The organism is Corynebacterium tuberculostearicum (assembly GCF_013408445.1).
GTDB classification, from domain to species: Bacteria; Actinomycetota; Actinomycetes; order Mycobacteriales; family Mycobacteriaceae; genus Corynebacterium; species Corynebacterium tuberculostearicum.
In genome coordinates this window covers 2,165,849-2,187,755 of sequence record NZ_JACBZL010000001.1, presented here as the reverse complement: position 1 = coordinate 2,187,755, position 21,907 = coordinate 2,165,849, and the positions used below count along the sequence as shown (strand labels likewise).

General features: G+C 58.6%; 32 protein-coding genes. 8 read left to right on the top strand and 24 right to left on the bottom strand.

The window, feature by feature from the left end; all coding sequences use genetic code 11:
• Positions 1 to 53 precede the first annotated feature (53 nt).
• The 7 genes from BJ985_RS10330 to rpsH form a co-directional block, all read right to left on the bottom strand.
• A complete protein-coding gene (locus tag BJ985_RS10330; protein ID WP_257020390.1) occupies positions 54 to 1,397 on the bottom strand; it encodes an IS30 family transposase in 1,344 nt (447 codons plus the stop codon).
• 388 nt (positions 1,398 to 1,785) lie between these two features.
• Complete coding sequence (gene rplO / locus BJ985_RS10325; RefSeq protein ID WP_005322777.1) at positions 1,786 to 2,232, bottom strand: 50S ribosomal protein L15; 447 nt, start codon at positions 2,230 to 2,232, stop codon at positions 1,786 to 1,788.
• Positions 2,233 to 2,235: 3 nt separating this feature from the next.
• Positions 2,236 to 2,421, bottom strand: a complete 186-nt coding sequence (gene rpmD, locus BJ985_RS10320; RefSeq protein ID WP_005322779.1) for a 50S ribosomal protein L30 — start codon at positions 2,419 to 2,421, stop codon at positions 2,236 to 2,238.
• 3 nt (positions 2,422 to 2,424) lie between these two features.
• Positions 2,425 to 3,048: a 30S ribosomal protein S5 gene (rpsE, locus tag BJ985_RS10315; protein WP_005322780.1), complete on the bottom strand. Its 624-nt coding sequence runs from the start codon at positions 3,046 to 3,048 to the stop codon at positions 2,425 to 2,427.
• Positions 3,049 to 3,088: 40 nt separating this feature from the next.
• The gene (rplR, locus tag BJ985_RS10310) at positions 3,089 to 3,490 is read right to left on the bottom strand and encodes a 50S ribosomal protein L18 (RefSeq protein WP_005322788.1); all 402 of its coding nucleotides are present in this window, start codon (positions 3,488 to 3,490) and stop codon (positions 3,089 to 3,091) included.
• A gap of 3 nt (positions 3,491 to 3,493) precedes the next feature.
• Positions 3,494 to 4,030, bottom strand: coding sequence for a 50S ribosomal protein L6 (gene rplF, locus BJ985_RS10305; protein WP_005322792.1), 537 nt, complete (start codon positions 4,028 to 4,030; stop codon positions 3,494 to 3,496).
• A 15-nt stretch (positions 4,031 to 4,045) separates the two neighbouring features.
• Complete coding sequence (rpsH, locus tag BJ985_RS10300; protein WP_005322799.1) at positions 4,046 to 4,429, bottom strand: 30S ribosomal protein S8; 384 nt, start codon at positions 4,427 to 4,429, stop codon at positions 4,046 to 4,048.
• A gap of 355 nt (positions 4,430 to 4,784) precedes the next feature.
• On the opposite strand from rpsH, the gene BJ985_RS10295 reads away from it, so the two are divergent.
• Positions 4,785 to 5,033 carry a DUF6457 domain-containing protein gene (locus BJ985_RS10295; RefSeq protein ID WP_040424880.1) on the top strand — a complete coding sequence of 83 codons (249 nt, stop codon included), beginning with the start codon at positions 4,785 to 4,787 and terminating at the stop codon, positions 5,031 to 5,033.
• Positions 5,033 to 5,851: a formate dehydrogenase accessory sulfurtransferase FdhD gene (gene fdhD / locus BJ985_RS10290; protein WP_179387385.1), complete on the top strand. Its 819-nt coding sequence runs from the start codon at positions 5,033 to 5,035 to the stop codon at positions 5,849 to 5,851. Before BJ985_RS10295 ends, fdhD begins: the two co-directional genes overlap by 1 nt.
• On the opposite strand, the gene BJ985_RS10285 is transcribed toward fdhD, so the two are convergent.
• Positions 5,848 to 6,633 carry a formate/nitrite transporter family protein gene (locus BJ985_RS10285; protein ID WP_179387384.1) on the bottom strand — a complete coding sequence of 262 codons (786 nt, stop codon included), beginning with the start codon at positions 6,631 to 6,633 and terminating at the stop codon, positions 5,848 to 5,850. The two genes, fdhD and BJ985_RS10285, sit on opposite strands and share 4 nt — an antisense overlap.
• 141 nt (positions 6,634 to 6,774) lie before the next feature.
• Here BJ985_RS10285 and BJ985_RS10280 point away from each other — a divergent pair, with 141 nt between their 5' ends.
• Complete coding sequence (locus tag BJ985_RS10280; RefSeq protein WP_179387383.1) at positions 6,775 to 7,656, top strand: sortase family protein; 882 nt, start codon at positions 6,775 to 6,777, stop codon at positions 7,654 to 7,656.
• A 108-nt stretch (positions 7,657 to 7,764) separates the two neighbouring features.
• Here the strand turns inward: BJ985_RS10280 and rplE are convergent, their stop codons facing one another.
• From rplE to rplN, 3 genes are read right to left on the bottom strand one after another with little or no spacing between them, the layout of a single operon-like run.
• Entirely contained in the window at positions 7,765 to 8,316 is a 552-nt protein-coding gene (rplE, locus tag BJ985_RS10275) for a 50S ribosomal protein L5 (protein WP_005322808.1), read from the bottom strand.
• A 2-nt stretch (positions 8,317 to 8,318) separates the two neighbouring features.
• On the bottom strand, positions 8,319 to 8,633 hold the full coding sequence (gene rplX, locus BJ985_RS10270; protein WP_005322810.1) for a 50S ribosomal protein L24: 315 nt from the start codon (positions 8,631 to 8,633) through the stop codon (positions 8,319 to 8,321).
• 4 nt (positions 8,634 to 8,637) lie between these two features.
• Complete coding sequence (rplN, locus tag BJ985_RS10265) at positions 8,638 to 9,006, bottom strand: 50S ribosomal protein L14 (protein ID WP_005322812.1); 369 nt, start codon at positions 9,004 to 9,006, stop codon at positions 8,638 to 8,640.
• Positions 9,007 to 9,563: 557 nt separating this feature from the next.
• Here rplN and BJ985_RS10260 point away from each other — a divergent pair.
• Complete coding sequence (locus BJ985_RS10260; RefSeq protein WP_179387382.1) at positions 9,564 to 10,472, top strand: hypothetical protein; 909 nt, start codon at positions 9,564 to 9,566, stop codon at positions 10,470 to 10,472.
• 266 nt (positions 10,473 to 10,738) lie between these two features.
• Here BJ985_RS10260 and BJ985_RS10255 read toward each other — a convergent pair whose 3' ends face one another.
• Entirely contained in the window at positions 10,739 to 10,987 is a 249-nt protein-coding gene (locus BJ985_RS10255; RefSeq protein WP_236587049.1) for a PTS sugar transporter subunit IIABC family protein, read from the bottom strand.
• Here BJ985_RS10255 and BJ985_RS11790 point away from each other — a divergent pair.
• Genes BJ985_RS11790 through BJ985_RS10245 form a run of 3 tightly spaced genes read left to right on the top strand, consistent with a single transcriptional unit; the run spans position 10,977 to position 11,996 of the window.
• Complete coding sequence (locus BJ985_RS11790) at positions 10,977 to 11,270, top strand: carbohydrate kinase family protein (RefSeq protein WP_236587048.1); 294 nt, start codon at positions 10,977 to 10,979, stop codon at positions 11,268 to 11,270. The two genes, BJ985_RS10255 and BJ985_RS11790, sit on opposite strands and share 11 nt — an antisense overlap.
• Positions 11,245 to 11,607, top strand: a complete 363-nt coding sequence (locus tag BJ985_RS11785) for a PfkB family carbohydrate kinase (protein WP_236587047.1) — start codon at positions 11,245 to 11,247, stop codon at positions 11,605 to 11,607. The genes BJ985_RS11790 and BJ985_RS11785 overlap by 26 nt, the downstream gene beginning before the upstream one ends.
• Positions 11,604 to 11,996 carry a multidrug transporter gene (locus BJ985_RS10245; protein WP_179387381.1) on the top strand — a complete coding sequence of 131 codons (393 nt, stop codon included), beginning with the start codon at positions 11,604 to 11,606 and terminating at the stop codon, positions 11,994 to 11,996. Before BJ985_RS11785 ends, BJ985_RS10245 begins: the two co-directional genes overlap by 4 nt.
• 36 nt (positions 11,997 to 12,032) lie before the next feature.
• Here the strand turns inward: BJ985_RS10245 and BJ985_RS10240 are convergent, their stop codons facing one another.
• The 4 genes from BJ985_RS10240 to BJ985_RS10225 all read right to left on the bottom strand — a co-directional run bounded on the left by BJ985_RS10240 (position 12,033) and on the right by BJ985_RS10225 (position 16,020).
• Positions 12,033 to 12,875 carry an ABC transporter ATP-binding protein gene (locus BJ985_RS10240; protein ID WP_005328001.1) on the bottom strand — a complete coding sequence of 281 codons (843 nt, stop codon included), beginning with the start codon at positions 12,873 to 12,875 and terminating at the stop codon, positions 12,033 to 12,035.
• A gap of 85 nt (positions 12,876 to 12,960) precedes the next feature.
• A complete protein-coding gene (locus tag BJ985_RS10235; RefSeq protein WP_179387380.1) occupies positions 12,961 to 13,995 on the bottom strand; it encodes a FecCD family ABC transporter permease in 1,035 nt (344 codons plus the stop codon).
• Between the two features lie 3 nt (positions 13,996 to 13,998).
• Positions 13,999 to 14,973 carry a FecCD family ABC transporter permease gene (locus tag BJ985_RS10230; RefSeq protein ID WP_236587046.1) on the bottom strand — a complete coding sequence of 325 codons (975 nt, stop codon included), beginning with the start codon at positions 14,971 to 14,973 and terminating at the stop codon, positions 13,999 to 14,001.
• Between the two features lie 99 nt (positions 14,974 to 15,072).
• Positions 15,073 to 16,020, bottom strand: a complete 948-nt coding sequence (locus BJ985_RS10225) for an ABC transporter substrate-binding protein (RefSeq protein ID WP_179387378.1) — start codon at positions 16,018 to 16,020, stop codon at positions 15,073 to 15,075.
• Between the two features lie 102 nt (positions 16,021 to 16,122).
• On the opposite strand from BJ985_RS10225, the gene BJ985_RS10220 reads away from it, so the two are divergent.
• Positions 16,123 to 16,944 (top strand): siderophore-interacting protein, encoded by an 822-nt coding sequence (locus BJ985_RS10220; RefSeq protein WP_179387377.1) that lies wholly within the window; start codon positions 16,123 to 16,125, stop codon positions 16,942 to 16,944.
• 66 nt (positions 16,945 to 17,010) lie between these two features.
• Here the strand turns inward: BJ985_RS10220 and BJ985_RS10215 are convergent, their stop codons facing one another.
• From BJ985_RS10215 to rplB, 8 genes are all read right to left on the bottom strand, one after another.
• Positions 17,011 to 18,339 (bottom strand): IS30 family transposase, encoded by a 1,329-nt coding sequence (locus tag BJ985_RS10215; protein WP_444546586.1) that lies wholly within the window; start codon positions 18,337 to 18,339, stop codon positions 17,011 to 17,013.
• A gap of 344 nt (positions 18,340 to 18,683) precedes the next feature.
• Positions 18,684 to 18,992 carry a 30S ribosomal protein S17 gene (gene rpsQ, locus BJ985_RS10210; protein ID WP_005322841.1) on the bottom strand — a complete coding sequence of 103 codons (309 nt, stop codon included), beginning with the start codon at positions 18,990 to 18,992 and terminating at the stop codon, positions 18,684 to 18,686.
• Between the two features lie 2 nt (positions 18,993 to 18,994).
• Positions 18,995 to 19,225, bottom strand: a complete 231-nt coding sequence (gene rpmC, locus BJ985_RS10205) for a 50S ribosomal protein L29 (RefSeq protein WP_005322842.1) — start codon at positions 19,223 to 19,225, stop codon at positions 18,995 to 18,997.
• Positions 19,225 to 19,641 carry a 50S ribosomal protein L16 gene (rplP, locus tag BJ985_RS10200; protein WP_005322843.1) on the bottom strand — a complete coding sequence of 139 codons (417 nt, stop codon included), beginning with the start codon at positions 19,639 to 19,641 and terminating at the stop codon, positions 19,225 to 19,227. Before rplP ends, rpmC begins: the two co-directional genes overlap by 1 nt.
• Before the next feature lie 3 nt (positions 19,642 to 19,644).
• Positions 19,645 to 20,388 (bottom strand): 30S ribosomal protein S3, encoded by a 744-nt coding sequence (gene rpsC, locus BJ985_RS10195; RefSeq protein WP_023027807.1) that lies wholly within the window; start codon positions 20,386 to 20,388, stop codon positions 19,645 to 19,647.
• Entirely contained in the window at positions 20,388 to 20,750 is a 363-nt protein-coding gene (gene rplV / locus BJ985_RS10190) for a 50S ribosomal protein L22 (protein WP_005276938.1), read from the bottom strand. The genes rpsC and rplV overlap by 1 nt, the downstream gene beginning before the upstream one ends.
• A gap of 3 nt (positions 20,751 to 20,753) precedes the next feature.
• The gene (gene rpsS, locus BJ985_RS10185) at positions 20,754 to 21,032 is read right to left on the bottom strand and encodes a 30S ribosomal protein S19 (RefSeq protein WP_005276936.1); all 279 of its coding nucleotides are present in this window, start codon (positions 21,030 to 21,032) and stop codon (positions 20,754 to 20,756) included.
• A gap of 13 nt (positions 21,033 to 21,045) precedes the next feature.
• The gene (rplB, locus tag BJ985_RS10180) at positions 21,046 to 21,882 is read right to left on the bottom strand and encodes a 50S ribosomal protein L2 (RefSeq protein ID WP_005322845.1); all 837 of its coding nucleotides are present in this window, start codon (positions 21,880 to 21,882) and stop codon (positions 21,046 to 21,048) included.
• Positions 21,883 to 21,907: the final 25 nt, after the last annotated feature.

Genomic DNA, 21,907 nt, shown 5'->3' with positions numbered 1-21,907 from the left:
TCCTACGGACACAAGATCCGCACAAATAGGGTGTCCACTAAACGAGGGTAACCTCAGAGGGCGTTGGTCATGACTTCGGCTGGGGTGCGCCAGTTGAGTGCTTTGCGTGGTTTGTGGTTGTGAATGTTGGCGATCATTTCTAGGTCCTCGGCGCTGTAGATGGACAGGTCGCTGTTTTTGGGAAGGTTTCTTCTGAGCCTGCCGTTGGTGTTTTCGTTGCTGCCGCGTTCCCATGGTGATCCTGGATGGCAGAAGTAGATGGGAATGTCAGTGGCCATGGTAAAAGCTTTATGACCAGCCATTTCGCTTCCTTGGTCCCAGGTAATTGATGACCAGATAGCTTTATCGATTCCTGTAACTGCCTTGTGCAGGGCTGTGAATACTTCTTTGCTGGTATGCCTTCCCGGTAAGTGGCCAAGGACAACAAATCGGCTGACGCGTTCTACTAGCGTGATTACCGCTGATTGGTTGTTTTTACCGAGGATGAGGTCGCCTTCCCAGTGGCCTGGCAAAATACGTTCACTTACCTCATCTGGCCGGTCGTCTATGAGGATCATGTCGTCGACGAAGCGTTGCTGGGCAGGTGTGCTGGAGCGGGTTTGGCGTTTCTTGCGTTTCTTTCTACCGGTCGGCAAGTCCAGGCCAAGGTCTTTGAGTCTTCCTTTGGCCTGCAGGTAAAAGGCGTCATAAATCGTTTCGTGACTAATGCGCATGTCCTTATCAGTGGGGTAGTCGATGGGCAGGCGATTAGAAATCTCCTCAGGTGACCATTGTGCCCGCAATTGTGCGCATACATAGTCCCATAGTCTTTTGTTGGCTAGTAGTTTCGGTATTTTCGGCCGCAACCTCCGCGCACAGGCCTTTAACTGGGCTGTTTCTGCACGATACGGGCCTTCCGCACTGTGGTTTCTGCGTACTTCACGCTGAATTGACGATGCACTTCGCCCTAAACGGCGCCCAATCTCACGCAGTGGCACATCTTCGCGGAGAAGATCGGCGATGATGACGCGTTCTTCGAAGCAAATGTAGCGATTGCTGATGCGTTTATACGGATCTACCCCGCTAGGTAAGGCGGGAGGGGCAAGCCTTCCGGATTCGATGACATCATGGCGTTGGCGCAGCGCTTTCATAAGTCTGTTATACGTGCTGGCGTCTTCGCCGACGGGTATGAACTCTTCTCGTCGACCCTGGGATTTGGTGAGTCCTTTTTCGAAATCTAAACGCAGTCGACGATCAATTCCTACTGCCGTGCCAGCATCACCACCAGGCAGGCTCGCCAGCCGAAGGCGCAGGTATTCCACTCTTAACTGCGTCTGGCGGACTTTCCGAGCATACTGACTTAACCGGATATGGCACCCAGCTTCCGTAGCTACGGCATACGCAGCGGTAAGATGCATCCCACATCTTTTAGCAGCTTGGCGTACCGACAGTCCGCTTCGGACTAGCTCTACAAGCTGGACAGCCTGGCTGCCGCGGCGATCAACTCGTTTGGCTTTATACACGACTGGCAATCCAAAGGCATGGCAAAAATTCAAAGCATGCCCGTAATGACAGCCAAGCTCACCAGCCGCCGAACGGACACTACGCCCACTGCCAACCAAGGCAACTAAGCCACGACGATCCGATTCAGACAACGAATGAAACGGGCCAACAACCCCAGACACAACAACACCCTCCTAAGGGAAAGTGTTGCAACGACCCTCTGAACTCAAGGCCCGCCAAGAAGCGCAAAAATCCCCCTGCCCCGCGTGTGCGGAGAGGGGGATGAAATCTACCTAGAGGAGATTACTTGGTGTTGGCGGAACCGCCAGCAGCCTCGATCTTCTCTACAGCAGACTTGGAGAACTTGTCAGCGGTGACGTTCAACTTAACGTTGATGTCGCCGTTGCCCAGAACCTTGACCGGCTTGTTAGCGCGGACCAGGCCGGCAGCTGCGATGTCAGCAACGGTGATGTCGCCGCCATCTGCGAACTTCTCGGCCAGGTCAGCAACGTTAACTACCTGGTACTCAACATGGTTCGGGTTCTTAAAGCCCTTCAACTTAGGCAGACGCATGTGGATCGGCATCTGGCCACCCTCGAAAGCAGCGGAAACCTGCTTACGAGCACCGGTGCCCTTGGTACCGCGACCAGCGGTCTTACCCTTGGATGCCTCACCGCGGCCGACGCGGGTCTTAGGCTTGTTTGCTCCTGCGGTTGGGCGCAGGTCGTGCAGCTTGATGATATCAGCCATGGTTTACTCCCCTGCCACTTCTTCGACGGTGACCAGGTGGCGAACCTTGTGAACCATACCGCGAACGACCGGGGTGTCCTGCTTAACTACGGACTGACCGATGCGCTTGAGGCCGAGAGCCTCAATGTTCTTGCGGTGGTTCGGCTTGGTGCCCACCAGGCCCTTTACCTGTGTAATCTTCAGAGCCATTGCTTATGCCTCCTGACCTGCGCGCTTGCGCAGCATACGGGCCGGGGTGACCTCTTCGATGGACTTGCCACGACGTGCGGCAACCTCTTCAGGGCGGACCAGCTGCTTGAGGCCGTCCACGGTAGCGCGGACGACGTTGAGTGCGTTGTCGGAGCCCAGGGACTTCGACAGAATGTCCTGCACGCCAGCGCATTCGAGCACTGGACGAGCAGCACCACCAGCGATAACACCGGTACCAGGTGCGGCAGGCTTCATCATGACGATGCCAGCTGCGTCGCGACCCTCAACCGGGTGGGTGATGGTGCCGGCAATCATCGGAACGCGGAAGAAGTTCTTGCGAGCCTCTTCAGCGCCCTTCTGGATTGCGGCCGGGACTTCCTTAGCCTTGCCGTAGCCAACGCCAACCTGACCCTGGCCATCACCGACGACGACGAGGGCGGTGAAGGACATGTTGCGGCCACCCTTAACGGTCTTGGAGACGCGGTTGATGGTCACAACGCGCTCGATGTACTTATCGCGCTCGTTGTCCTGCTGATTACGACGATCGTTGCGGCGGCCGTTGCCACCGCGGTTGTTCTTGTTGTTCTCGGCGGAGCGTCCGCCGTCACGCTGTTCACGGTCCGACATTAGGCGTTCCTTCCGTTGATGTTTCCGTTGACGATGATCATTAGAACTTCAGACCACCTTCACGTGCGGCGTCAGCCAGCGCAGCGACGCGGCCGTGGTACTTGTAGCCTGCGCGGTCAAATACGACGTGCTCGATGCCAGCGGCCTTAGCGCGCTCGGCAACCAGCTCGCCTACCTTGGCAGCCTTGGCCTTCTTATCGCCCTCGAGTGCACGAACGTCCGCCTCCATGGAGGATGCGGAGACCAGGGTGTGGCCTGCCAGGTCATCGATGACCTGCACGTGCATGTGACGGGAGGAGCGGTGAAGAACCAGACGCGGTGCCTCAGGGGTGCCACGCAGGGTCTTACGGATACGGAAGTGACGGCGTGCGCGTGCTTCGCGACGACGAGAGGAAATGTCCTTGCCGACTGGAGTGCGCTTGGTGTTTTCAGTGTTTGCCATTGCTTACTTACCCGTCTTTCCGACCTTGCGACGGATCTGCTCGCCCTCGTAGCGAATACCCTTGCCCTTGTAAGGATCGTCCTTACGCAGACGACGGATATTAGCGGCGATCTGTCCGACTAGTTGCTTGTCAATACCGGTAATGGACAGCTTGGTTGCGCCGTCCACTGCGAAGGTAATTCCCTCCGGAGCCTCAATGAGGATCGGGTGGGAGTAGCCCAGGCTAAATTCCAGGTCCTTACCCTTCTGCTGAACACGGTAGCCGACACCGAAGATTTCCATCTTGATGGTGTAGCCCTCGGTCACGCCAACAACGGCGTTGTTCAGCAGGGAGCGGGACAGACCGTGCAGAGCACGGTGCTTGCGGTGGTCATCAGGGCGGGAGACGGACAGGACGCCGTCTTCCAGGTTGATGGCGATAGGCTCTGGAACGTTAACGCTCTGGGTGCCCTTAGGGCCCTTCACCTCAACGTCTTGGCCGTTGATCTTGATTTCGACGCCGTTCGGTACGGCGATTGGTGCTAGACCGACTCGAGACATGTGTCAAACCTCCCTTTACCAGACGTAGGCGAGAACTTCTCCGCCTACGCCCTTCTCCTCAGCCTGACGGTCAGTCAGCACGCCGTGGGACGTGGAAATGATAGCCACGCCCAGGCCGCCCAAGACCTGTGGCAGTTCGGTGGACTTTGCGTACACACGCAGACCCGGCTTAGACACGCGACGCAGGCCAGACAGGGAGCGCTCGCGGTTGTTGTACTTCAGCTCGAGGGACAGGGTGTGACCCTCGACGGTGTAGTCAGCGATGTAGCCTTCCTGCTTCAAGATGTCGGCAATGTTTGCCTTCAGCTTGGAGGTAGGCATCGACACGGTGTCATGGTGCGCATTACTTGCGTTGCGCACGCGCGACAGCATGTCGGCAATAGGATCAGTCATAGTCATATGAGTGACCGTGTACCTTTCTCGTTGCGGTTCCCGTGCTCACCAAAGCGTTCTCCGTGTGATTTCGGGCTACTCACGCTCCCTACGGTCAATACCGTAAGGCGCTCGCCACCCTTTGATTCAGACAACGGTCCGCTATCTACGGCGAGGGGCCTACAACAAAGTTGATGTTCAGTTCTTGCATCGGCTCGGCGCTTTCTGCAGCTCAGCGCGCCAAAATACGCAATGATTGGGGCACGCTGACGCCTCGGCGCAAGCACGAGGTACTATGCTACGCCATAACCTGCGGTTTTCCAAATAATCTAGCGCCTTCATTAGAGTCGAGACCAGCACGAACGTATATAAGGAGATGGTGATGAGCCAAACACACGAGGACCCCATCCAATCCGCACACGAGTGGCTCGAAGAAGCCGCCCGTCACCTCGGCCTCGATCCTCAGGAGGCAACCGCACTCACCCGCGAGATCCTGGACCTCACCAAGGACGTTGCGCACAATCGCTCCCGCCCCGCGGCCCCACTTACTGCCTTCCTCGTGGGTCTAGCCTCCAGCAATGTAGAGGAAGCCCGCAGCAATATCGATGTCTTGAAGCAGGAGCTGCAGTAATGGCCGGCCGCAAGAACTCTACCTTTGCCGTCACCAAGGTCCGCCTGGGAGATGGCCTGCAGGTCGATACCCGCGCCGATACCGTCGCCGGCGAGGAGCCCCTCGAGATCCGCGTGGGTGGTCAGACCATCACCACCACCATGCGCACCCCTGGCCATGACATTGAGCTGGCGCATGGGTTCTTGCATTCAGAGGGCCATATTGCTTCGCTTAGCGACGTCACCGAGGCCCGCTACTGCGCCGGCGCCACCGTCAACGGCATGAATACCTACAACCTGCTCGACATCGATCTGGCGAAGAAGAACGTACTGGACCTGAGCGATCTGCGGCTAACCACCACCACTTCCGCCTGCGGCGTATGCGGCACCTCTTCTATCGAGGCCTTGACCAAACAAACCCGCTACCCGATTCCGCATATACCAGTGGACCCCTATGTCGTCGCCAAGCTGCCAGATAGGCTCCGGGCCGAGCAGAAGCAATTTAAAAAGACCGGCGGCATTCACGCCGCCGGTGCCTTCACCTTGGACGGTGAACCGGTAGTCATACGCGAGGATATCGGCCGCCACAATGCCGCGGATAAGGTCATCGGCCACCTCCTATTAGAAGACCGACTCCCCGCAGATGACCTCATTTTGGTGATGAGCTCCCGCGCCAGCTTCGAGCTCGTCCAAAAGGCCGCGATGGCCGGATTCGGCATGCTCGTTGCCGTCAGCGCCGCCTCCTCCCTGGCCGTAGAGACGGCCCGCGAAACCGGGATGGCGCTCGTCGGCTTCGCTCGCGGCGACCGCTTTAATCTGTATTCCGGCGAGCTCGCCTAGTCGCGGTAAGCCTCCGGCCCACGGTTAAGCCAGGCGTATACGCCGCCAATCAGCAGACCGCCGCCAATCAAATTGCCGATCCACACCAGGATCCAATTGAGCGCCACATTGCCCACAGTCAGTGTTGCAGGCAACGGATCGGATCCAAAGAGGGTGAGACTAAACAGGCAGAAGTTCGCAATTACGTGCTCCAGGCCCAGGCCAACAAAGGCGCCAATAATCGGAATGATGACGAAGAACTTAGAGACAATGTCCTTAGCAAAGATGGCGCCGACGATGCCCATATTGACCACAAAGTTCGCCGCGATTCCCTCTACCAGCATTCCCTGCGGGGACTTGGTCAGCTTCCCCTCAGAAAGGGTGACCAACAGATGCGAAGGATCCATGTCAGCGAATTTTGCGGACATACCCATGATGGCCGCAAAGATGACTGCGCCCACCAGATTGAAGAGAGTCGTGATGAGCAAAAGGTAGAAGGCTTTGCCCCACGAGACCTGCTTATTGCTTGCGGCATAGACCATATACATCATGTTTCCCGTGGCCAGATCCGCGCCCAGAATCAAAATGGCGAAGAGCCCGAGGCCAAAGAATAGAGCAAAGGTCACCGCACCCAAGCCTGGTGCTACACCATTGACGGCTTGGCCAACCACACCAGCAAATGCGGTACCGATGCACAGGTACACGCCGGCCAAGGTGGAGCGCACCGCGAAGCGAGAGAAGGATTCATCCAACAAGGTGACCTTTTTGACAGCTGCCGCCTTGGCAGCATCATTGAGAGACATCTTTTACCTCATTAATTAGAGCGAATTAAATCCCTCTAATCCTATCCTGACCACCTGTTTCCGAGCCAATTCCGGGAATGCATACCCCTGCGTTGTAAGCTAGAGCTTTCCTATAACCCTTAATTTCTCTTCGGAGGTCGCATGGATTCCCACTACCGGCCGCGGAGGGAACCGAATCGGCTTCCCACTAACGGGCGCCGGCACGTCCCATCGCGTTCCCAGCACACAGATGCAGATCGCCAATGGCGCCAGACCGAGTCGCACACCCGTCAACAACAGCGCCGCCGCCCGCCGCGCCGCATTGAGGACACTTCCCTCCCTCGCCAGCGCCGCAAGCCCACGCTGTGGCACCGCATCAAGGAAGCATGGAAGTCCTCCGGCATCCTACGCGTCGTGGTGGGAATCGTCGCCACGGTAGCGATCGCCAGCACCATCAATCGCGTGGTCAATCCGCCCGAAGGCCTGGAGACCAACGAGGTCACCGCCCAAGAGGCGCCTGCTATCGACCCTTCCCCCGCGGTAGAGCTGTTCATCCCCGCCATCGAGGTACACGCGGAGTTTGAGGATGGTTCCTGCCGCGTGGTCAATGGCGCTATCAATCCAGACACCATGAATAAGGCTTGTACCTACACTGCCGATGATCGCCCTTACTCGCTGCCAGGCACCACGGCACAAGACATCGTCGTTATCGCCGGACATACCGGGGCGGGCGTGCCGGGCGTATTCAATAATCTCTACGATGGCTCTGCCAATGAGCACAAGGTCCATCTGGGAGACAAGCTCTACGTGCGCACCCAAGACTCCGGGCAGAACTGGCTCATCTATACCGCAACTGACCTGCACGACCCTGATAAGCAAGGCCTGTCTGACGACACCTCTATCTGGGGCGATGGCCCCATGCCCGGCCGCCTACTCACCATCAGTTGTATCCAACCTGCGAATCCGCTGGAGCCAGCGGTGCGCAACGCAGTCGTCGGCTGGCAGTATGAGGGCACCACGCACACAGAGGCTGAAAGAGCTTAAGCCAGGCCCGCACACGCCAGCGCCTGCGCACCTTTGAATTCAAGATGCTCGGTAAAACTAGAAAATCCCAACGCCCCTTTCGGGGAGTTGGGATTCTTAGCGCTCTATTTACTTGAACGGGAAGCCGAGCTCGCGCAGGAGCTTGCGGCCCTCGTCGTCGTTAGTAGCGGTGGTAACGACGGTGATGTCCATACCACGAGGGCGATCGATCTTGTCAATGTCGATCTCGTAGAACATGGACTGCTCGGACAGGCCGAAGGTGTAGTTACCGTGGCCGTCGAACTGCTGATCAGACAGACCGCGGAAGTCACGAATACGTGGCAGCGCGATGGTCAGCAGGCGGTCCAGGAACTCCCACATACGGTCGCCGCGCAGGGTAACGCGTGCGCCGATAGGCATGCCCTCACGGAGCTTGAAGTTCGCGATGGACTTCTTAGCGCGACGCAGCTGCGGCTTCTGACCGGTAATAGCGGTCAGGTCCTCGAGTGCGCCGTTGATGACCTTGGAGTCACGTGCGGCTTCGCCAACACCCATGTTGACAACAACCTTGGTGACACCAGGGATCTGCATGACGTTGTCGTACTTGAACTCGTCATTCAGGGACTTGCGGATTTCCTCGCGGTAGCGAGTCTTCAGACGCGGGGTGTAGTTCTCGCTCATTTTTAGATGTCCTTCCCGTTGCTACGCGCGATACGGACCTTCTTGCCGTTCTCGTCGAAACGGTAGCCCACGCGGGTCGGGTTGCCTTCGGAGTCAACGATCGCAACGTTGGACACGTGGATCGGAGCTTCCTGGGTAACGATTCCGCCGGACTCGGCGCCACGCTCGGTAGCGGAGTTAGCGACGTGCTTCTTGATGCGGTTAACGCCCTCAACGAGGACCTTGTCACGCTTTGGGTATGCCTCGATGACCTTGCCCTTCGCGCCCTTATCTGGGCCCGAAATGACGATCACCATATCTCCCTTATGGATCTTCATAAGACTAGATCACCTCCGGTGCGAGAGAAACGATCTTCATGAAACGCTTGTCACGAAGTTCGCGAGCAACCGGTCCGAAGATACGGGTACCACGGGGCTCGCTATCGCCCTTGAGAACAACTGCAGCGTTCTCGTCGAAGCGAATGTAGGAGCCGTCCGGACGACGGGTCTCCTTCTTGGCGCGGACGATAACGGCCTTTACTACGTCGCCTTCCTTGACGTTGCCGCCTGGAACGGCGTCCTTGACAGTCGCGACGATGACGTCGCCGATGCCAGCGGAGCGTCGGACAGAGCCGCCGAGAACGCGGATGCACAGCAGTTCACGTGCACCAGAGTTGTCGGCGACGCGCAGACGCGATTCTTGCTGAATCACTATGGGTCTCCTGACCTGGATTGATGTGCGGTAAGATTTCCGTCCTTGCCGCACGCGGTCTACAAACTTGCGATGCTCAAGCCTTGACAACGGACTATGCCGAAGGGTCTCGGACCGGCGGTTCGGAAACGCACCACTACGGGCCGACCAGCTTTTGCAACCTATACATTCAACCACACGCCAGCGCCCATACCAAAACACTGCTTAGCGCTTGCCGACGCCCCCTCCCCTTCCAATTTATTTTCGCCAACACCCCCGCCTACCCCTTGGCCGCTAATTTCGAATGCAATGACACGCATACGTGGAGAAGTTAACCGCATTATCTGCACATTTGCCCAACACCCTAAAGGTTTTTAGTGCAATTTCAGCCGCACACCCGTTCCATTTTGCTAGGTTTCCCGCACCTGCAACGCATGGAAATTACAGTTAACCAATGTTTCCAGCGTGACAACTGTGAATCCTGTGACTATCGTGATTGGCGTCGAGAACGACTCATATCTTTTGGCGCGTACCTCCACCGGATGCGCGTAACAACACATTCCCTTAAGGAGAACCACATGAAGCGTTTGCCACAGACTCTGACCGCTGCAGCACTGACCGGCGCTCTCGCCTTCGGCGGCGCAGCTGTTGCCCAGGCTCAGATGCCACTACCAGCTTCCATCGAAGCCGATGGTATTACCTACGACAAGCAGTCCGACGGCAGCTACGCACCACGCGACCGCTTTGAGAACCCAGCCGGCGAGAAGTCCGCGCCTATCCTCACTGAAGATCAGGCTCGCGCTATCTGGGAGCGTCAGCAGTCCGAGGATGGCGAAAACACTGATTCTGAAGCCCCTGGAACCGAGACCGATACTGAAGGCGCAGCCGACGCCGAGGGCACAGACTCCGAGGGCTCCGAAGAAGAGGGCATCCCTGCCCCAGCCACCAAGAAAGACGCAGAGGGCAACGAGTGGTACCAGAGCATGAAGGATCCGGCCGTCTACGTTAACGACCCGGCTAAGGTGAACGAAGAGATCACCGACGAGATGCGCGACGCTTACGCCAAGGCATTCCCGTCTGAGGATCCGAAGCCTGGCTTCGACAAGAAGAAGCTGGCTTGGTTGGCACTTCCGGCAGCGCTGGTTATCGGTGGCATCACCTGGTACCTGTCCCAGGACGGCAAGACCTACGTCAAGGACGAGGCACGCAAGGGCCAGGAGCCAACCGCTGAGGAGAAGGCTGCTTCCGAGCAGATGCTGAACGCCAACAAGGATGAGGTTGTTGCTCAGGGCGGCAAGCTGGCCGAGGGTGACGCCGCACAGGCTGGCGCACCGGCTGCACCTGCTGCTGGCGAGGGCACCGACTCCGTTCGCGGCATGGCTGCTGAGACCGGCTCCAATTCCGTTGCACAGGCTCTGGCTGCTCTGACCGTAGCTGCAATGGTTGCTGCTGGCGCCTTCGCTGCACGCCGCAAGTTCTTCGCTTAAGAAAGAACTCCCCTACTGAGTAGGGTCTGAAACTGAGACTGGCTGTGCCGGTCGGACTACGGTCCGGCCGGCACAGCTTTTTGTATGCCTGACTAAAACTGCGTTCACGCAGAATCAAGGGCCCATCCGAGTTAAGGCCGATCTGATCGGGCTGAATTGAGGTGGAAAAGGCCGATCTGAGGAGTGGTTTTCCTCAGATCGGCCTGATACTATGGACCTAATGTGATGGACCCGAGAGCCCCCCGTTGGCTTCTAAAGGATGCGCATTAAGACGCGGATTCGGAAGCCGGCGAGGCTGTCTGTGCCGGTACTACGGCGGGCTTGGGATCCACGGTGAAGATATCGGTGCCGGAGCCAATGAGCTCGCCGGGGCGGAAGACCTCGGTAGGAATAACGGGGCCGTTCTTCTTCGAATTGGAGACAACCACCGGGGTAGTTGCCGGAAATTCGGCGGCCTCGATGGCGTCGATATCGAATTCGGCGAGAACATCGCCCCGCTTTGCCGTGACGACCATCCACGAGGATGGCTCGGCCTCCTATAACTTCTATATCGAGGGCACGGCCGACCGCCTGGTCGAGCCACAGCTGGTCCCAGCCGATATAGCGTGCTTCGGCACGGTCTCCCTCGCCCTTGAGCCGGGAGCCTCCCGCTATGCACAACTGCTCAAGGATTTTGCCGCGCGGGGAACCCTGGTCGCCCTCGACCCGAATATCCGCCCTTTCTACGCCACTGCGGAGCACCGCGAGTTCTTGGCGGAACTACTCCCCCTACGTGACTTTGTTGAAGCTTTCCGATGAAGAAGTCGAGTTCTTGGGCGACGACCTCATTTCGCAGGTTCCCATCGTAGTGGTCACCCGCTGCGGGGAGGGGTTTAGCGTGCAGGCCGGTGAGACCAAGCTAAACGTGCCGGCCGCACAGGTTCCTGTGACCGATACCATCGGCGCCGGTGATACCATCATGGCCGCATTGCTGACCCAAATTGACGAGCGGGGACTCGACTCCTCCGCGCTCGCCCAACTGGGCGCTGCAGAGTGGAAGGAACTGCTTTCCTTCGCCGCAGCCGCTGCAGGAATCACCGTCTCCCGGAAGGGTGCCAATCCCCCGCGCCGCGAGGAAGTAGAGTCATCGCTATGACCTACACCAAGCGCACCCTGTGGTTGCACGCCGCGCTCTTTATCCTCGCGTTTCTGGCGTTTATCCTGCCCGTAGTCTTTGGCGCCTCCGCTCTACTTCCTGTCTGGTTGACCGGCGGGCTGAGTCTGGGGCTTGCAGCTTGCGCGCTTGTAGACGCCGCCTACAAGTTCTTCGCCCCCTCCTCCCCGCGCAGCCTGCGCCTGCTCTCTGGTCTTGCCGGCCTCGTTCTGCTCATCGGCTGGGGCATCTGGGTCTATATCTACGGCAATATGGCGGCCGTAGGCACAGGCTCCTATCGAATCGGCACCTTTTTGCTCGGCGCGGGAAGCGTGCTCAATCTTTTTGTAGTGGCAATTTCTTTTCTAGATGTACAACGAAAGGTCAAGTAAAGCGTCTAGCACACAGCCACTATTGGCAGCTCTCCACTAATGCGCCGCTACGACGCGGCGGGGAACGATAATGGGGGCATCGCCAAGCGGATCCTCCCAGGCCTCAGCCTCGATGCCATAGGCCTGCGCCAATACCTTCGGCGACAGCGCTTGTTTCGGTGCCCCACGAGCGATGATATCGCCGGATTTCATCACCACCATGGAATCAGAATAGTGGCCCGCCAGCATGAGATCGTGTAGGACTACAACCACTGTCTTTCCCGCCTGCGCCTGTGCGCGGGCCAACTCCAGCATGCGCATGGCATGGGCAGGGTCGAGGAAGGTCGTGGGTTCATCGAGAAGCAGCACGGGCGTATCTTGTGCCAGGGCCAACGCCAGCCAAACGCGCTGGCGCTGCCCGCCCGATAGCGAAGCGATATCACGATCGAGGAAGTCCACAATGTCGGTAGCCTCGCAAGCCTGCGCAATGATCTCCCGGTCCGTCGCGGAAAGGCCGCGCATCCTTCCCTGATAGGGATGACGCCCGCGTGCAACCAACTCACCTACCCGCAACCCATCGGGAGCCACGGGGTGCTGTGGCAGTAGCGCCACCTGCTGCGCGGCATCCTTCGCGGACATCGCGTGTAAATCAGCTTCCCCCACCATGACGCTGCCCTGCCGCGGGGCCAGGATTTTCGAGAGAGTTTTCAGCAGCGTGGACTTGCCACAGCCATTGGGGCCAATGAGCGTGGTGACTTCGCCGGCGCGGGCGTGCAGATCAACGCCGGCAAGGATATCCCCGCCATCCTTATATCCCGCATGAATGCCGGTGGCGTGGAGGCTGCACCGAGGCTTCGGGGTCGTGGTCTGTTTAAGCTGATTAGGCTGATTATCCTTCATTTCTTTTCCTTCATCCACGTCTGACTATTTAGCACCATCCGGCGCGATGCTTGTCTGTTTCCCCTGCTGTACCGCGGCACAACGTTTAGCTGCGACCTGCCGCATTCCACACCACTATCACCAAGGCGCAACCACCGATGACCGAGGAAACCGCACCCACCGGTGCATTTACCGGGATAGCACCGGCGATCACAGCACACACTGTCAGCAATGCTGCGCCCGCGGCCGCTGATGCCAACGGTGATGGCGTGGGGGTGCGCGCCACCATCCGCGCCAGGTGCGGCGCCAACAGCGCGATAAACCCAATGGGCCCGACCACCGAGACCACCACGGCACTGATACCGGTTGCCGCAATAAGCAGCAGGGCGCGCTGGCGGGAGATGTTTACGCCCAGGGTGGTTGCGGAGGAATCATCATGGGCAAGCAGCGGCAGCTCCCGCGCGCACCAGATACCTATGGCGAGAAACGGCGCTAATGCCGCCAAGAGGGGGAAGATGACCTCCATGCGCACAAATCCAGTCGATCCCGCGAGCCACGTTTGCGCCTCCGCAGCGCGCAAGATCTGGGCGCTGCGCATTAAATACGCGACGAGGGCGTTAAACATCAGCGATAACGCAATACCGATAATGACGATGCGGTTGCTCGTACCGATGCCACCCAGAACAGCGAGGAGGATGACAACGAGGAGGGCGCCGATCATCGCCAAGCATGCCCGCCACCAAAACTCCGGGATACCCTCGGCGAAACTGGGGCGCGAATGCACGGTGCCCAAGACCACCAGCACCGACGCCCCGCCGGTAACGCCTAAAATATCCGGGGAGGCCAGCGGGTTACGAGCCATGGTTTGCGTCCAAGAACCGGCCAAGCCGAGGACGGCACCCACGATAACGGTGGCGATGGCAACCGGCAGGCGCAAGTCCCACACCACCCTGATGTGGTTCTTGCTGCCGCCTCCGGTGAGGACATCGATGACCTGCCGCGGACTCAATGCCATGGGACCTTGCCCCAGTAACACTAGGTACGCACTAAGGGCGATGAGGACGAATGCCAGCGTGGAAGCGAGCACGCGCACGTGCCGGCGGCGTTGTTGAGCTTTTAAAATAGTGCTGATTGCGGTCATGCTTTATTGCCCCCATGCTCTGCCCACGCCGCGGTGAGCACCCCAAATGAGGAAAGGTGCGCCCACTATCGCGAGGACGATCGACATCTCCAGCTCCGAGTTCCCCGCAATGAGGCGGCCGGTGATATCAGCGACAAGCACGGCACAACCGCCCAAGAGCGCAGAGGGCAAAAGCAAGGTGGCAACGCTAGGGCCCACCACCCGCCGCACGATGTGGGGAATGGCAAAACCGACGAAGGCAATGGGACCCGTTGCTGCCGTTGCGCTGCCAGCCAACACCACGACGCTGAGCGCCGCGCCCGCCCGCGCGGTAGTGGGGGACCCACCCAAGGCGAGGGAGGACTCCTCCCCCATTGCCAGAAGGTCGAGGGGTCTAGCCACCATCGCCGCACACGCTACGCCAATAACTAGCCCTATGCCCGCGATCGCGACATCTTCTGGGCCGCGGCCAAAGGTCGAGCCGATAGTCCACCGCCGCATGCTATCGAGGACGTCCGTGGAATATAGACCGATGATCGTCGCGCCCGATCCCAAAGCTGCGGAGACGCCGGCGCCCACCAGAATGAGCGTCAGGGGATCCTCAAACCGCCGCGATACGGCTAAGACCAGAAGCGTAGTAATACCCGCGCCAACGAGCGCGAGGGCGGTCCGCATACTGGTGGAGGTAGCAATACCAATGGCCGTGCCTAAGGCAACGAAGAAGGACGCGCCCGCGGTAACACCAATAAATCCTGGATCCGCTAGCGGGTTTCTGGTCCACGATTGCGCCAGCACACCTGCCACAGCAAGGGCCGCGCCGGCGAAATAAGCCAAGAAGGTGCGCGGCATGCGCAGGTTCCACACGATATCGCGGATATCCTGCTCCCCTGCCCCGTGCAGGGCAGCGATGACCTCACCGGGCGGAATCGAGCGAGATCCCACCGCCAAAGACGCCACCGCCAACGCCAGGCTGGTGAGGATTAAGGCGACAAGCAGCATCTTATGCCCCTGTGCCCGCGCTAATACCGGTGTGGTAGTAGGACTACCTGCTGTGGAAACCGGCAGGATTTGTTGGCCGTCCATCGTGGTTGCTGACAATTACAGCTTCTCTTCAAATTTATCTACTGCCCAGGGAATGGTCACCGGGTTCGGCATACTCATGGCATTGCCGGTATCGGTATCCAAGTAGCGCACGCGACCATCCTTGACAAGGTCGAGGCCTTGGAAGGTCTTATCCTTCTTCAAGGCATCTGAGGAGCCGTTGTAGTCCAGGACAAAGAGGTAATCAACCTGGTTAAGCTTCGCGTAGTTTTCTGAGGCAATGTCGACGAAGAAGCTGCCGCCATCGCCCTGCAATGCATCGGGGATCTCCATGCCAAGGTCCTCAATAAATTGTCCACGCCCATCCTCCTCGGTGTATAGGCCAATTTTGCCGTCATAAGGCATGACGATGGCCGCAGACTTATCCTTCAATTCCGCGTGCGCGTGGCGGAATTCCTCGAAGGCCTTTTCGGTGTCATCGATAAGCTTATCGCCTTCGTTTTCTTTGCCCACCGCATCCGCGATGGTCTCTACCTGTTTTTCCCAGGGTACCTGCCAGTCTTCATAGCCGTTCGGCTTGACGGTGGTAGGCGCGATTTCTTCCAGGGATCCCTTCGTGCGTGCATCCACTGCCTGGTTCACCGCAATGATCTGGGTGGGGTCGGCCGCGGTGACCTGCTCAAAGGTATCCGCGGTAAATCCGCTTGCGGTATTGTAAATCACCTCAGGCTTTGCCTCGCCCAAAAGTTCCTCTGCCCAGGGGCCGACGCCAGAAGGGTCGCCATCGCCCTCAGCACCCCACGGCGCCACCGTTACGGGAGTGATCCCCAGGGCAAGCAGCGTGTCGGCATCACCTAGACCCAGGCTAGCCACGCGCTGCTCGCTGGCAGCGTCGGTCGCCTGAGCTGTTTCATCGCCCTCACCACGCGAGCAACCGCCTAAAGCTAAGGCTCCGGCGGAAAGCATTGCTACTGCGCCCATGGTGCGACGGCCGAAAATCCTCATGAGGTTAAGCCTTTCAATAAAGGAGGAAAATAACCTTGCTTACCCTATAACGCATAGGGTCAATTAGGCAAGGCTAAACTAAAATAGTAATTTAGTAGACGCATGAACCCTTCTCTACAATCGGCCCCAATGTCTGCGCACGAACTCATCCCCGTTACTTTGACCGCCAATAAACGGATCCGTCCGCGCTTGCACCGGCTCACGTTCTACGCCGAGGCTTTCCGGACATACACCCTCTCCGGTCCCGATGAATTCTTCGGACTCGTCATGCCCCGAGCTGAACAGGAGTTTACACCCTTCCCCGTCGACGGCATAAACCTCCGCTCGGCTGTGAGCGCGATCGACGAGGAGAGGCGGCCGGACCTGCGCTGGTACACCATCCGCGCGCTCCACTCGGAGGAGGCCACAGTCGATGTCGACGTGGTGACACACGGTGATTCAGGACCTGGCTCGCGGTGGATTCGCCGCGCACAAGCCGGGGATACAGCGGGATTCTTCACCTGCAACGACCTGTGGCGGCCAACCGAGAAGCCACAACTTCTAGTCGCCGACGCATCCGCCCTGCCCGCCCTGCGGCACATTTTGGCCTACCAAGAAGACCATAATCCGGAAATGCTTCGGGCCACCGACGTTATGGCCGTGGTTACCAGCAACGACGAGGTAGAGCCAGGCCTCGCAGCTAGATGGGAGCCGAGCGTACACAGCCTGCGGATTATTCATACCCAAGCGCACGGGGAGGCGGAGGCTGTCGTTGCCGCCTTGAGAGCGGACTATGCCGGTGCGTCGGGGCCAGGGTACGTATGGGTTTCCGGCGAGGGGAGCCTAGCAAAAAGCGTGCGAGGCCTCGCAGTGAATGAATGGGGCCTAGATACCATCGACGTCACATGGGTTCCCTACTGGTTTTATGGCAGGGCCCGGCCGTAAAGAGGCGGATTCTAGTGGTCGTGGAAACACTTCCTATGTTTCGGTTGAGTTTATCAGTGCTGCCATTTACTCGGCTGGTGTTTGAAAGCCCAGGGTTTTGCGGGGGCGGCGGTTGAGTTGCATGGCGACGAATTCTAGGTCCGCTGCACTGTGGAGGCTTAGGTCTGTTCCTTTGGGGAAGTACTGCCTAAGTAGTCCGTTGGTGTTTTCATTGGTGCCCCGCTGCCACGGCGAGCCAGGATCGCAGAAGAACACGGGACAGTTTGTCGCTACAGAAAAGGCCTTATGGCAGGCCATTTCACTTCCCTGGTCCCAGGTAAGTGAGCCTTTGAGATGATCTGGCAAGCCAGCGATCGCTTTAGTAAGTGCTGCATTTACTTCGGTAGCATTATGCCCATTAGGTAGATGCAGCAAGATGACATAGCGCGTGGTTCGTTCTACGAGAGTCCCAATTGCAGACTTATTGCCCGCGCCTAAAATGAGGTCGCCTTCCCAATGACCTGGTACGGCTCGGTCGTCTACTTCTGCTGGCCGGTCGGAAATCATCACTATAGGGTCAACAAACCGCTTGCGGGCGCTGCGCGTGCCACGAGGTCGACGTTGGGCGTGACCGCGACGCAGTGCAGCAGCGATTTCTTTTTTCAACTCGCCTTTAGCCTGGAAATACAGAGATTGATAAATCGTTTCAGGACACACGTACATAGTCTCATCACCGGGGTAGCAACTGCGCAACCGCCCAGAAATCTGCTCTGGCGAGTACCTGTCTTTCACCATTTCCCAAACCACCTCACGCAAGCGTGGATTGGTATCAATCTTGCGCTTTTTCGGTCTAAACCTACGCAACACCGATTTACGGTGCGCATACGTGGGAAGATATACCCCAAACTCATCCCGGTTGCGTTTAAGTTCCTTGCTGATAGTTCCAGCAGAGCGCTGAAGACGCCGAGCTATCTCACGTACGCCTTTGCCTTGCCGGTCAAGATCAAAGATGAGCTCGCGCTCTTCTATCGATAGATAGCGCGAAGAAATACGCCTATCGATACGCTGTTGTGAAATAACCTGGACTGGAACTGCTTGGCGACCATCAACGTACTCGAGTACCTGCATAAGCCTGTTATACAGCGCCACATCCGGGCCATCCGGGACAAAAGGCACACGCCCGGTGGAAAGCTTAATGACGCCTTTGTCTATATCAGCAGCATTACGCGGATGAATGCCACAGGCTAAAGCGGCATCTTTGCGTCCTAAAGCATTTACACGCAGTTGCAGATAACTACACCGGCGAGTTGTTGCCGCAGCTTTGCGGCCGTACGGATTGCGTTTCCACAAACCAAGCTCAATACCGATTCGATATACCGGAGTAGAGCCTATAGAAAGCTGGCGCGCAATATCCATTGGTGCCACACCTTCAAGCCACAGGCGAGCTATTTTCTGACTGTCAGCCGAGCTAATACGCCTGCGGCGCTTGCGCGGCAAGTCCAACTCACCAGCAAGCCGATAAGCCACCGACCGCGGTAAACCAACCACCCCAGCAGCCGCCCGTATTGAACTACCAGCCCGAACCAACGACGCAAACCGCGCCACGACAACAGAATCCGGAACCCATTTCGACTCCACACAATCACCCAACCCATGTCAGGTGTTTCCACGACCGCTAGAAATCAAGAGAAGTCCTAAAACGGCGAAGCCCCCGCTCCGAACTCTAGGTTCGGTAGCGGGGGCTTCGTGCTGGCTAGTTTTTACTTAGCCTTCTCGATGATCTCAACGAGACGGAAGTGCTTGTCCTTGGACAGCGGGCGGGTCTCAGCGATGCGTACGAGATCGCCGATGCCTGCGGTTTCTTCCTCGTCGTGCGCCTTAACCTTCTTGTTAGAGCGCATGATCTTGCCGTACAGGGCGTGCTGCTTGCGGTCTTCCAGCTCGACAACGATGGTCTTGGTCATCTTGTCGGATACTACGTAGCCGGTGCGAACCTTAGGAGCGCCCTTGACCTTCTCCTTCTTCGGAGTAGGTGCCTTCTTGGAATCAGTCACGTTAGCCTCACTCATGATTAAGCCTCAGCTCCCGGAGCAACGGACAGGCCCAGCTCGCGCTCGCGCAGAACGGTGTAGATGCGGGCAATGTCGCGCTTAACCGTGCCGATGCGGCGGTTGTTGGTCAGCTGGCCGGTGGCCTTCTGGAAGCGGAGGTTGAACAGCTCTTCCTTCGCATCCTTCAGGCGGGACTGCAGCTCAGCGTTGTCGAGCTCACGGAACTCGTGGGCGGGGGTACCGGTTGCCATTAGAACTGGTCCTCCTTCTTGATGATGCGGACCTTGCAAGGAAGCTTCTGGCCTGCGCGGCGCAGAGCCTCAATAGCAACGGCCTCGGTTGGGTAGCTCATCTCGAAAAGTACGCGGCCTGGCTTAACGTTAGCCACCCACTTCTCGACCGGGCCCTTACCGGAACCCATACGAACGCCGAGCGGCTTCTGGGTCAACGGACGGTCCGGGAAGATGTTGATCCACACCTTGCCACCACGCTTGACGTGGCGGTTGATGGCAATACGTGCGGCCTCAATCTGACGGTTGGTGATGTACGCCGGCTCGAGAGCCTGGATTGCGTAATCGCCGAAGTTGATGCGGTTACCGCCCTTGGACACGCCGCGACGGTTCGGGCGGTGCTGACGGCGGTACTTAACACGCTTAGGAATCAGCATGGATTAGCCCTCCTGCTTCTGCTGTGCACGCTGGCGGCGCTGGCCACCGCGGCGGGAGCGACCATTGCGGTCACGGCCACGGCCCTGTGCCGGAGCGTTCAGTTCGGACTCGCGTACGCCACCGACGACGTCACCCTTGTAGATCCACACCTTGATGCCGATGCGGCCGAAGGTGGTGTGGGCCTCTGCGGTGCCGTAGTCGATTTCGGCGCGAAGAGTGTGCAGCGGAACGCGACCCTCGTGGTAGCGCTCAACGCGGGACATTTCTGCACCGCCCAGGCGGCCGGACAGCAGGATCTTGATGCCCTTAACCTGTGGCTGGCGCATAGCGGACTGGATAGCCTTGCGCATTGCACGACGGAATGCGACACGGTTAACCAGCTGCTCCGCGATGGAGTGAGCAACCAGGGTTGCGTTTGCGTCTACCTGCTTGACCTCGAGGATGTTGAGGGCAACCATCTTGCCGGTGAGCTTTTCCAGCTCGCGGCGGATGCGGTCAGCCTCAGCACCGCGGCGGCCAATCACGATGCCCGGGCGGGCAGTGTGAATGTCAACGCGGACGCGGTCGCGGGTGCGCTCGATGACGACGTCGGCAATGCCGGCGCGCTCGAGGCCCTTGTTGAGGTAGTTACGAATCTTGATGTCTTCGGCTACGTAGTTCGCGTAGTCCTTATCGGCGAACCAGTGGGTCTTCCAGTCGGAAGTGATGCCCAAACGTAGGCCGTGAGGATGGATCTTCTGGCCCATTACTTGGCCCCTTCCTGCTGGCTTTCGACAACCACGGTGATGTGGCTGGTGCGCTTACGAATCATGAATGCACGACCCTGTGCACGCGGCTGGAAACGACGCATGGTCGGACCCTCGTTGGCATAAGCCTCGGAGATGACCAGGGTGCGTGGGTCGAGGCCGAAGTTGTTCTCAGCGTTAGCGGCTGCAGATGCAACGACCTTGGCAACTGGCTTGGAAGCACCCTGCGGTGCGTACTTCAGGATAGCCAGGGCTTCGCTTACGGACTTGCCGCGGACCAGATCGAGCACGCGACGTGCCTTCATCGGGGTGACGCGGACGTAGCGGGCCGTGGCGGATGCGGAGGTGATGGTCTCACTCATCGCTTATCGACGTCCCTTCTTGTCATCCTTGACGTGACCCTTAAAGGTCTTGGTTGGTGCAAACTCGCCCAGCTTGTGGCCGACCATGGAATCCTCGATGAAAACCGGCACGTGCTTGCGGCCGTCATGGACGGCAAAGGTGTGACCGATGAAATCGGGGAGAATGGTCGAGCGGCGAGACCAGGTCTTGATGACCTGCTTGGTGCCTGCATCGTTCTGAGCATCCACCTTGTTGAGGAGGTGCTCATCGACGAACGGGCCCTTCTTAAGGCTGCGTGGCATTGTTTACCTCCTCTTAGCGCTTCTTGTTCGGGCGACGACGGCGCACGATCATGTTGTTGGAGTAACGGTTCGGGTTGCGGGTGCGACCCTCCTTGTGGCCCCATGGGGACACAGGGTGGCGACCACCCGAGGTCTTACCCTCACCACCACCGTGTGGGTGGTCAACCGGGTTCATAACGACACCGCGGACGGTCGGGCGTACGCCCTTCCAGCGCATACGGCCGGCCTTGCCCCAGCGGATGTTCATCTGCTCGGCGTTGCCAACCTCACCAACGGTCGCGCGGCAGCGGATGTCCACACGGCGGATTTCGGAAGACGGCATACGCAGAACTGCGTACTTGCCTTCCTTACCCAGCAGCTGGATGGAAGCACCAGCGGAGCGGGCCAGCTTAGCGCCAGCGCCCGGCTTGAGCTCCACAGCGTGGATGGTGGAACCGGTCGGGATGTTACGCAGCGGCAGGTTGTTGCCAACCTTGATATCTGCGTTCGCGCCGGACTCGACGATGGTGCCCTGCTTCAGGCCCTTAGGGGCGATGATGTAGCGCTTCTCGCCATCAACGTAGTGAAGCAGTGCGATGTTTGCGGTGCGGTTCGGGTCGTACTCGATGTGAGCGACCTTTGCCGGAATGCCGTCCTTGTCGTTACGACGGAAGTCGATCAGACGGTAACGGCGCTTGTGGCCACCGCCGATGTGGCGGGTGGTGATGCGGCCGTAGTTGTTACGGCCACCAGTCTTGCTCAGCGGGCGCAGCAGGGACTTCTCCGGAGTAGAACGAGTGATCTCGTCAAACTCAGAAACGGAGGATGCGCGGCGACCCGGAGTTGTCGGCTTGTACTTACGAATAGCCATAATTCTTCCTTTTCCTTTCGGCTCT

What these genes read in the sequence shown, in the direction of transcription:
- BJ985_RS10330 (WP_257020390.1), bottom strand. Translation starts at nt 1,397, where the DNA reads ATGCATCTTACCGCTGCGTATGCCGTAGCTACGGAAGCTGGGTGCCAT.
- rplO (WP_005322777.1), bottom strand. Translation starts at nt 2,232, where the DNA reads ATGGCTGATATCATCAAGCTGCACGACCTGCGCCCAACCGCAGGAGCA.
- rpmD (WP_005322779.1), bottom strand. Translation starts at nt 2,421, where the DNA reads ATGGCTCTGAAGATTACACAGGTAAAGGGCCTGGTGGGCACCAAGCCG.
- rpsE (WP_005322780.1), bottom strand. Translation starts at nt 3,048, where the DNA reads ATGTCGGACCGTGAACAGCGTGACGGCGGACGCTCCGCCGAGAACAAC.
- rplR (WP_005322788.1), bottom strand. Translation starts at nt 3,490, where the DNA reads ATGGCAAACACTGAAAACACCAAGCGCACTCCAGTCGGCAAGGACATT.
- rplF (WP_005322792.1), bottom strand. Translation starts at nt 4,030, where the DNA reads ATGTCTCGAGTCGGTCTAGCACCAATCGCCGTACCGAACGGCGTCGAA.
- rpsH (WP_005322799.1), bottom strand. Translation starts at nt 4,429, where the DNA reads ATGACTATGACTGATCCTATTGCCGACATGCTGTCGCGCGTGCGCAAC.
- BJ985_RS10295 (WP_040424880.1), top strand. Translation starts at nt 4,785, where the DNA reads ATGAGCCAAACACACGAGGACCCCATCCAATCCGCACACGAGTGGCTC.
- fdhD (WP_179387385.1), top strand. Translation starts at nt 5,033, where the DNA reads ATGGCCGGCCGCAAGAACTCTACCTTTGCCGTCACCAAGGTCCGCCTG.
- BJ985_RS10285 (WP_179387384.1), bottom strand. Translation starts at nt 6,633, where the DNA reads ATGTCTCTCAATGATGCTGCCAAGGCGGCAGCTGTCAAAAAGGTCACC.
- BJ985_RS10280 (WP_179387383.1), top strand. Translation starts at nt 6,775, where the DNA reads ATGGATTCCCACTACCGGCCGCGGAGGGAACCGAATCGGCTTCCCACT.
- rplE (WP_005322808.1), bottom strand. Translation starts at nt 8,316, where the DNA reads ATGAGCGAGAACTACACCCCGCGTCTGAAGACTCGCTACCGCGAGGAA.
- rplX (WP_005322810.1), bottom strand. Translation starts at nt 8,633, where the DNA reads ATGAAGATCCATAAGGGAGATATGGTGATCGTCATTTCGGGCCCAGAT.
- BJ985_RS10260 (WP_179387382.1), top strand. Translation starts at nt 9,564, where the DNA reads ATGAAGCGTTTGCCACAGACTCTGACCGCTGCAGCACTGACCGGCGCT.
- BJ985_RS10255 (WP_236587049.1), bottom strand. Translation starts at nt 10,987, where the DNA reads ATGGTCGTCACGGCAAAGCGGGGCGATGTTCTCGCCGAATTCGATATC.
- BJ985_RS10245 (WP_179387381.1), top strand. Translation starts at nt 11,604, where the DNA reads ATGACCTACACCAAGCGCACCCTGTGGTTGCACGCCGCGCTCTTTATC.
- BJ985_RS10240 (WP_005328001.1), bottom strand. Translation starts at nt 12,875, where the DNA reads ATGAAGGATAATCAGCCTAATCAGCTTAAACAGACCACGACCCCGAAG.
- BJ985_RS10235 (WP_179387380.1), bottom strand. Translation starts at nt 13,995, where the DNA reads ATGACCGCAATCAGCACTATTTTAAAAGCTCAACAACGCCGCCGGCAC.
- BJ985_RS10230 (WP_236587046.1), bottom strand. Translation starts at nt 14,973, where the DNA reads ATGCTGCTTGTCGCCTTAATCCTCACCAGCCTGGCGTTGGCGGTGGCG.
- BJ985_RS10225 (WP_179387378.1), bottom strand. Translation starts at nt 16,020, where the DNA reads ATGAGGATTTTCGGCCGTCGCACCATGGGCGCAGTAGCAATGCTTTCC.
- BJ985_RS10220 (WP_179387377.1), top strand. Translation starts at nt 16,123, where the DNA reads ATGAACCCTTCTCTACAATCGGCCCCAATGTCTGCGCACGAACTCATC.
- BJ985_RS10215 (WP_444546586.1), bottom strand. Translation starts at nt 18,339, where the DNA reads ATGGATATTGCGCGCCAGCTTTCTATAGGCTCTACTCCGGTATATCGA.
- rpsQ (WP_005322841.1), bottom strand. Translation starts at nt 18,992, where the DNA reads ATGAGTGAGGCTAACGTGACTGATTCCAAGAAGGCACCTACTCCGAAG.
- rpmC (WP_005322842.1), bottom strand. Translation starts at nt 19,225, where the DNA reads ATGGCAACCGGTACCCCCGCCCACGAGTTCCGTGAGCTCGACAACGCT.
- rplP (WP_005322843.1), bottom strand. Translation starts at nt 19,641, where the DNA reads ATGCTGATTCCTAAGCGTGTTAAGTACCGCCGTCAGCACCGCCCGAAC.
- rpsC (WP_023027807.1), bottom strand. Translation starts at nt 20,388, where the DNA reads ATGGGCCAGAAGATCCATCCTCACGGCCTACGTTTGGGCATCACTTCC.
- rplV (WP_005276938.1), bottom strand. Translation starts at nt 20,750, where the DNA reads ATGAGTGAGACCATCACCTCCGCATCCGCCACGGCCCGCTACGTCCGC.
- rpsS (WP_005276936.1), bottom strand. Translation starts at nt 21,032, where the DNA reads ATGCCACGCAGCCTTAAGAAGGGCCCGTTCGTCGATGAGCACCTCCTC.
- rplB (WP_005322845.1), bottom strand. Translation starts at nt 21,882, where the DNA reads ATGGCTATTCGTAAGTACAAGCCGACAACTCCGGGTCGCCGCGCATCC.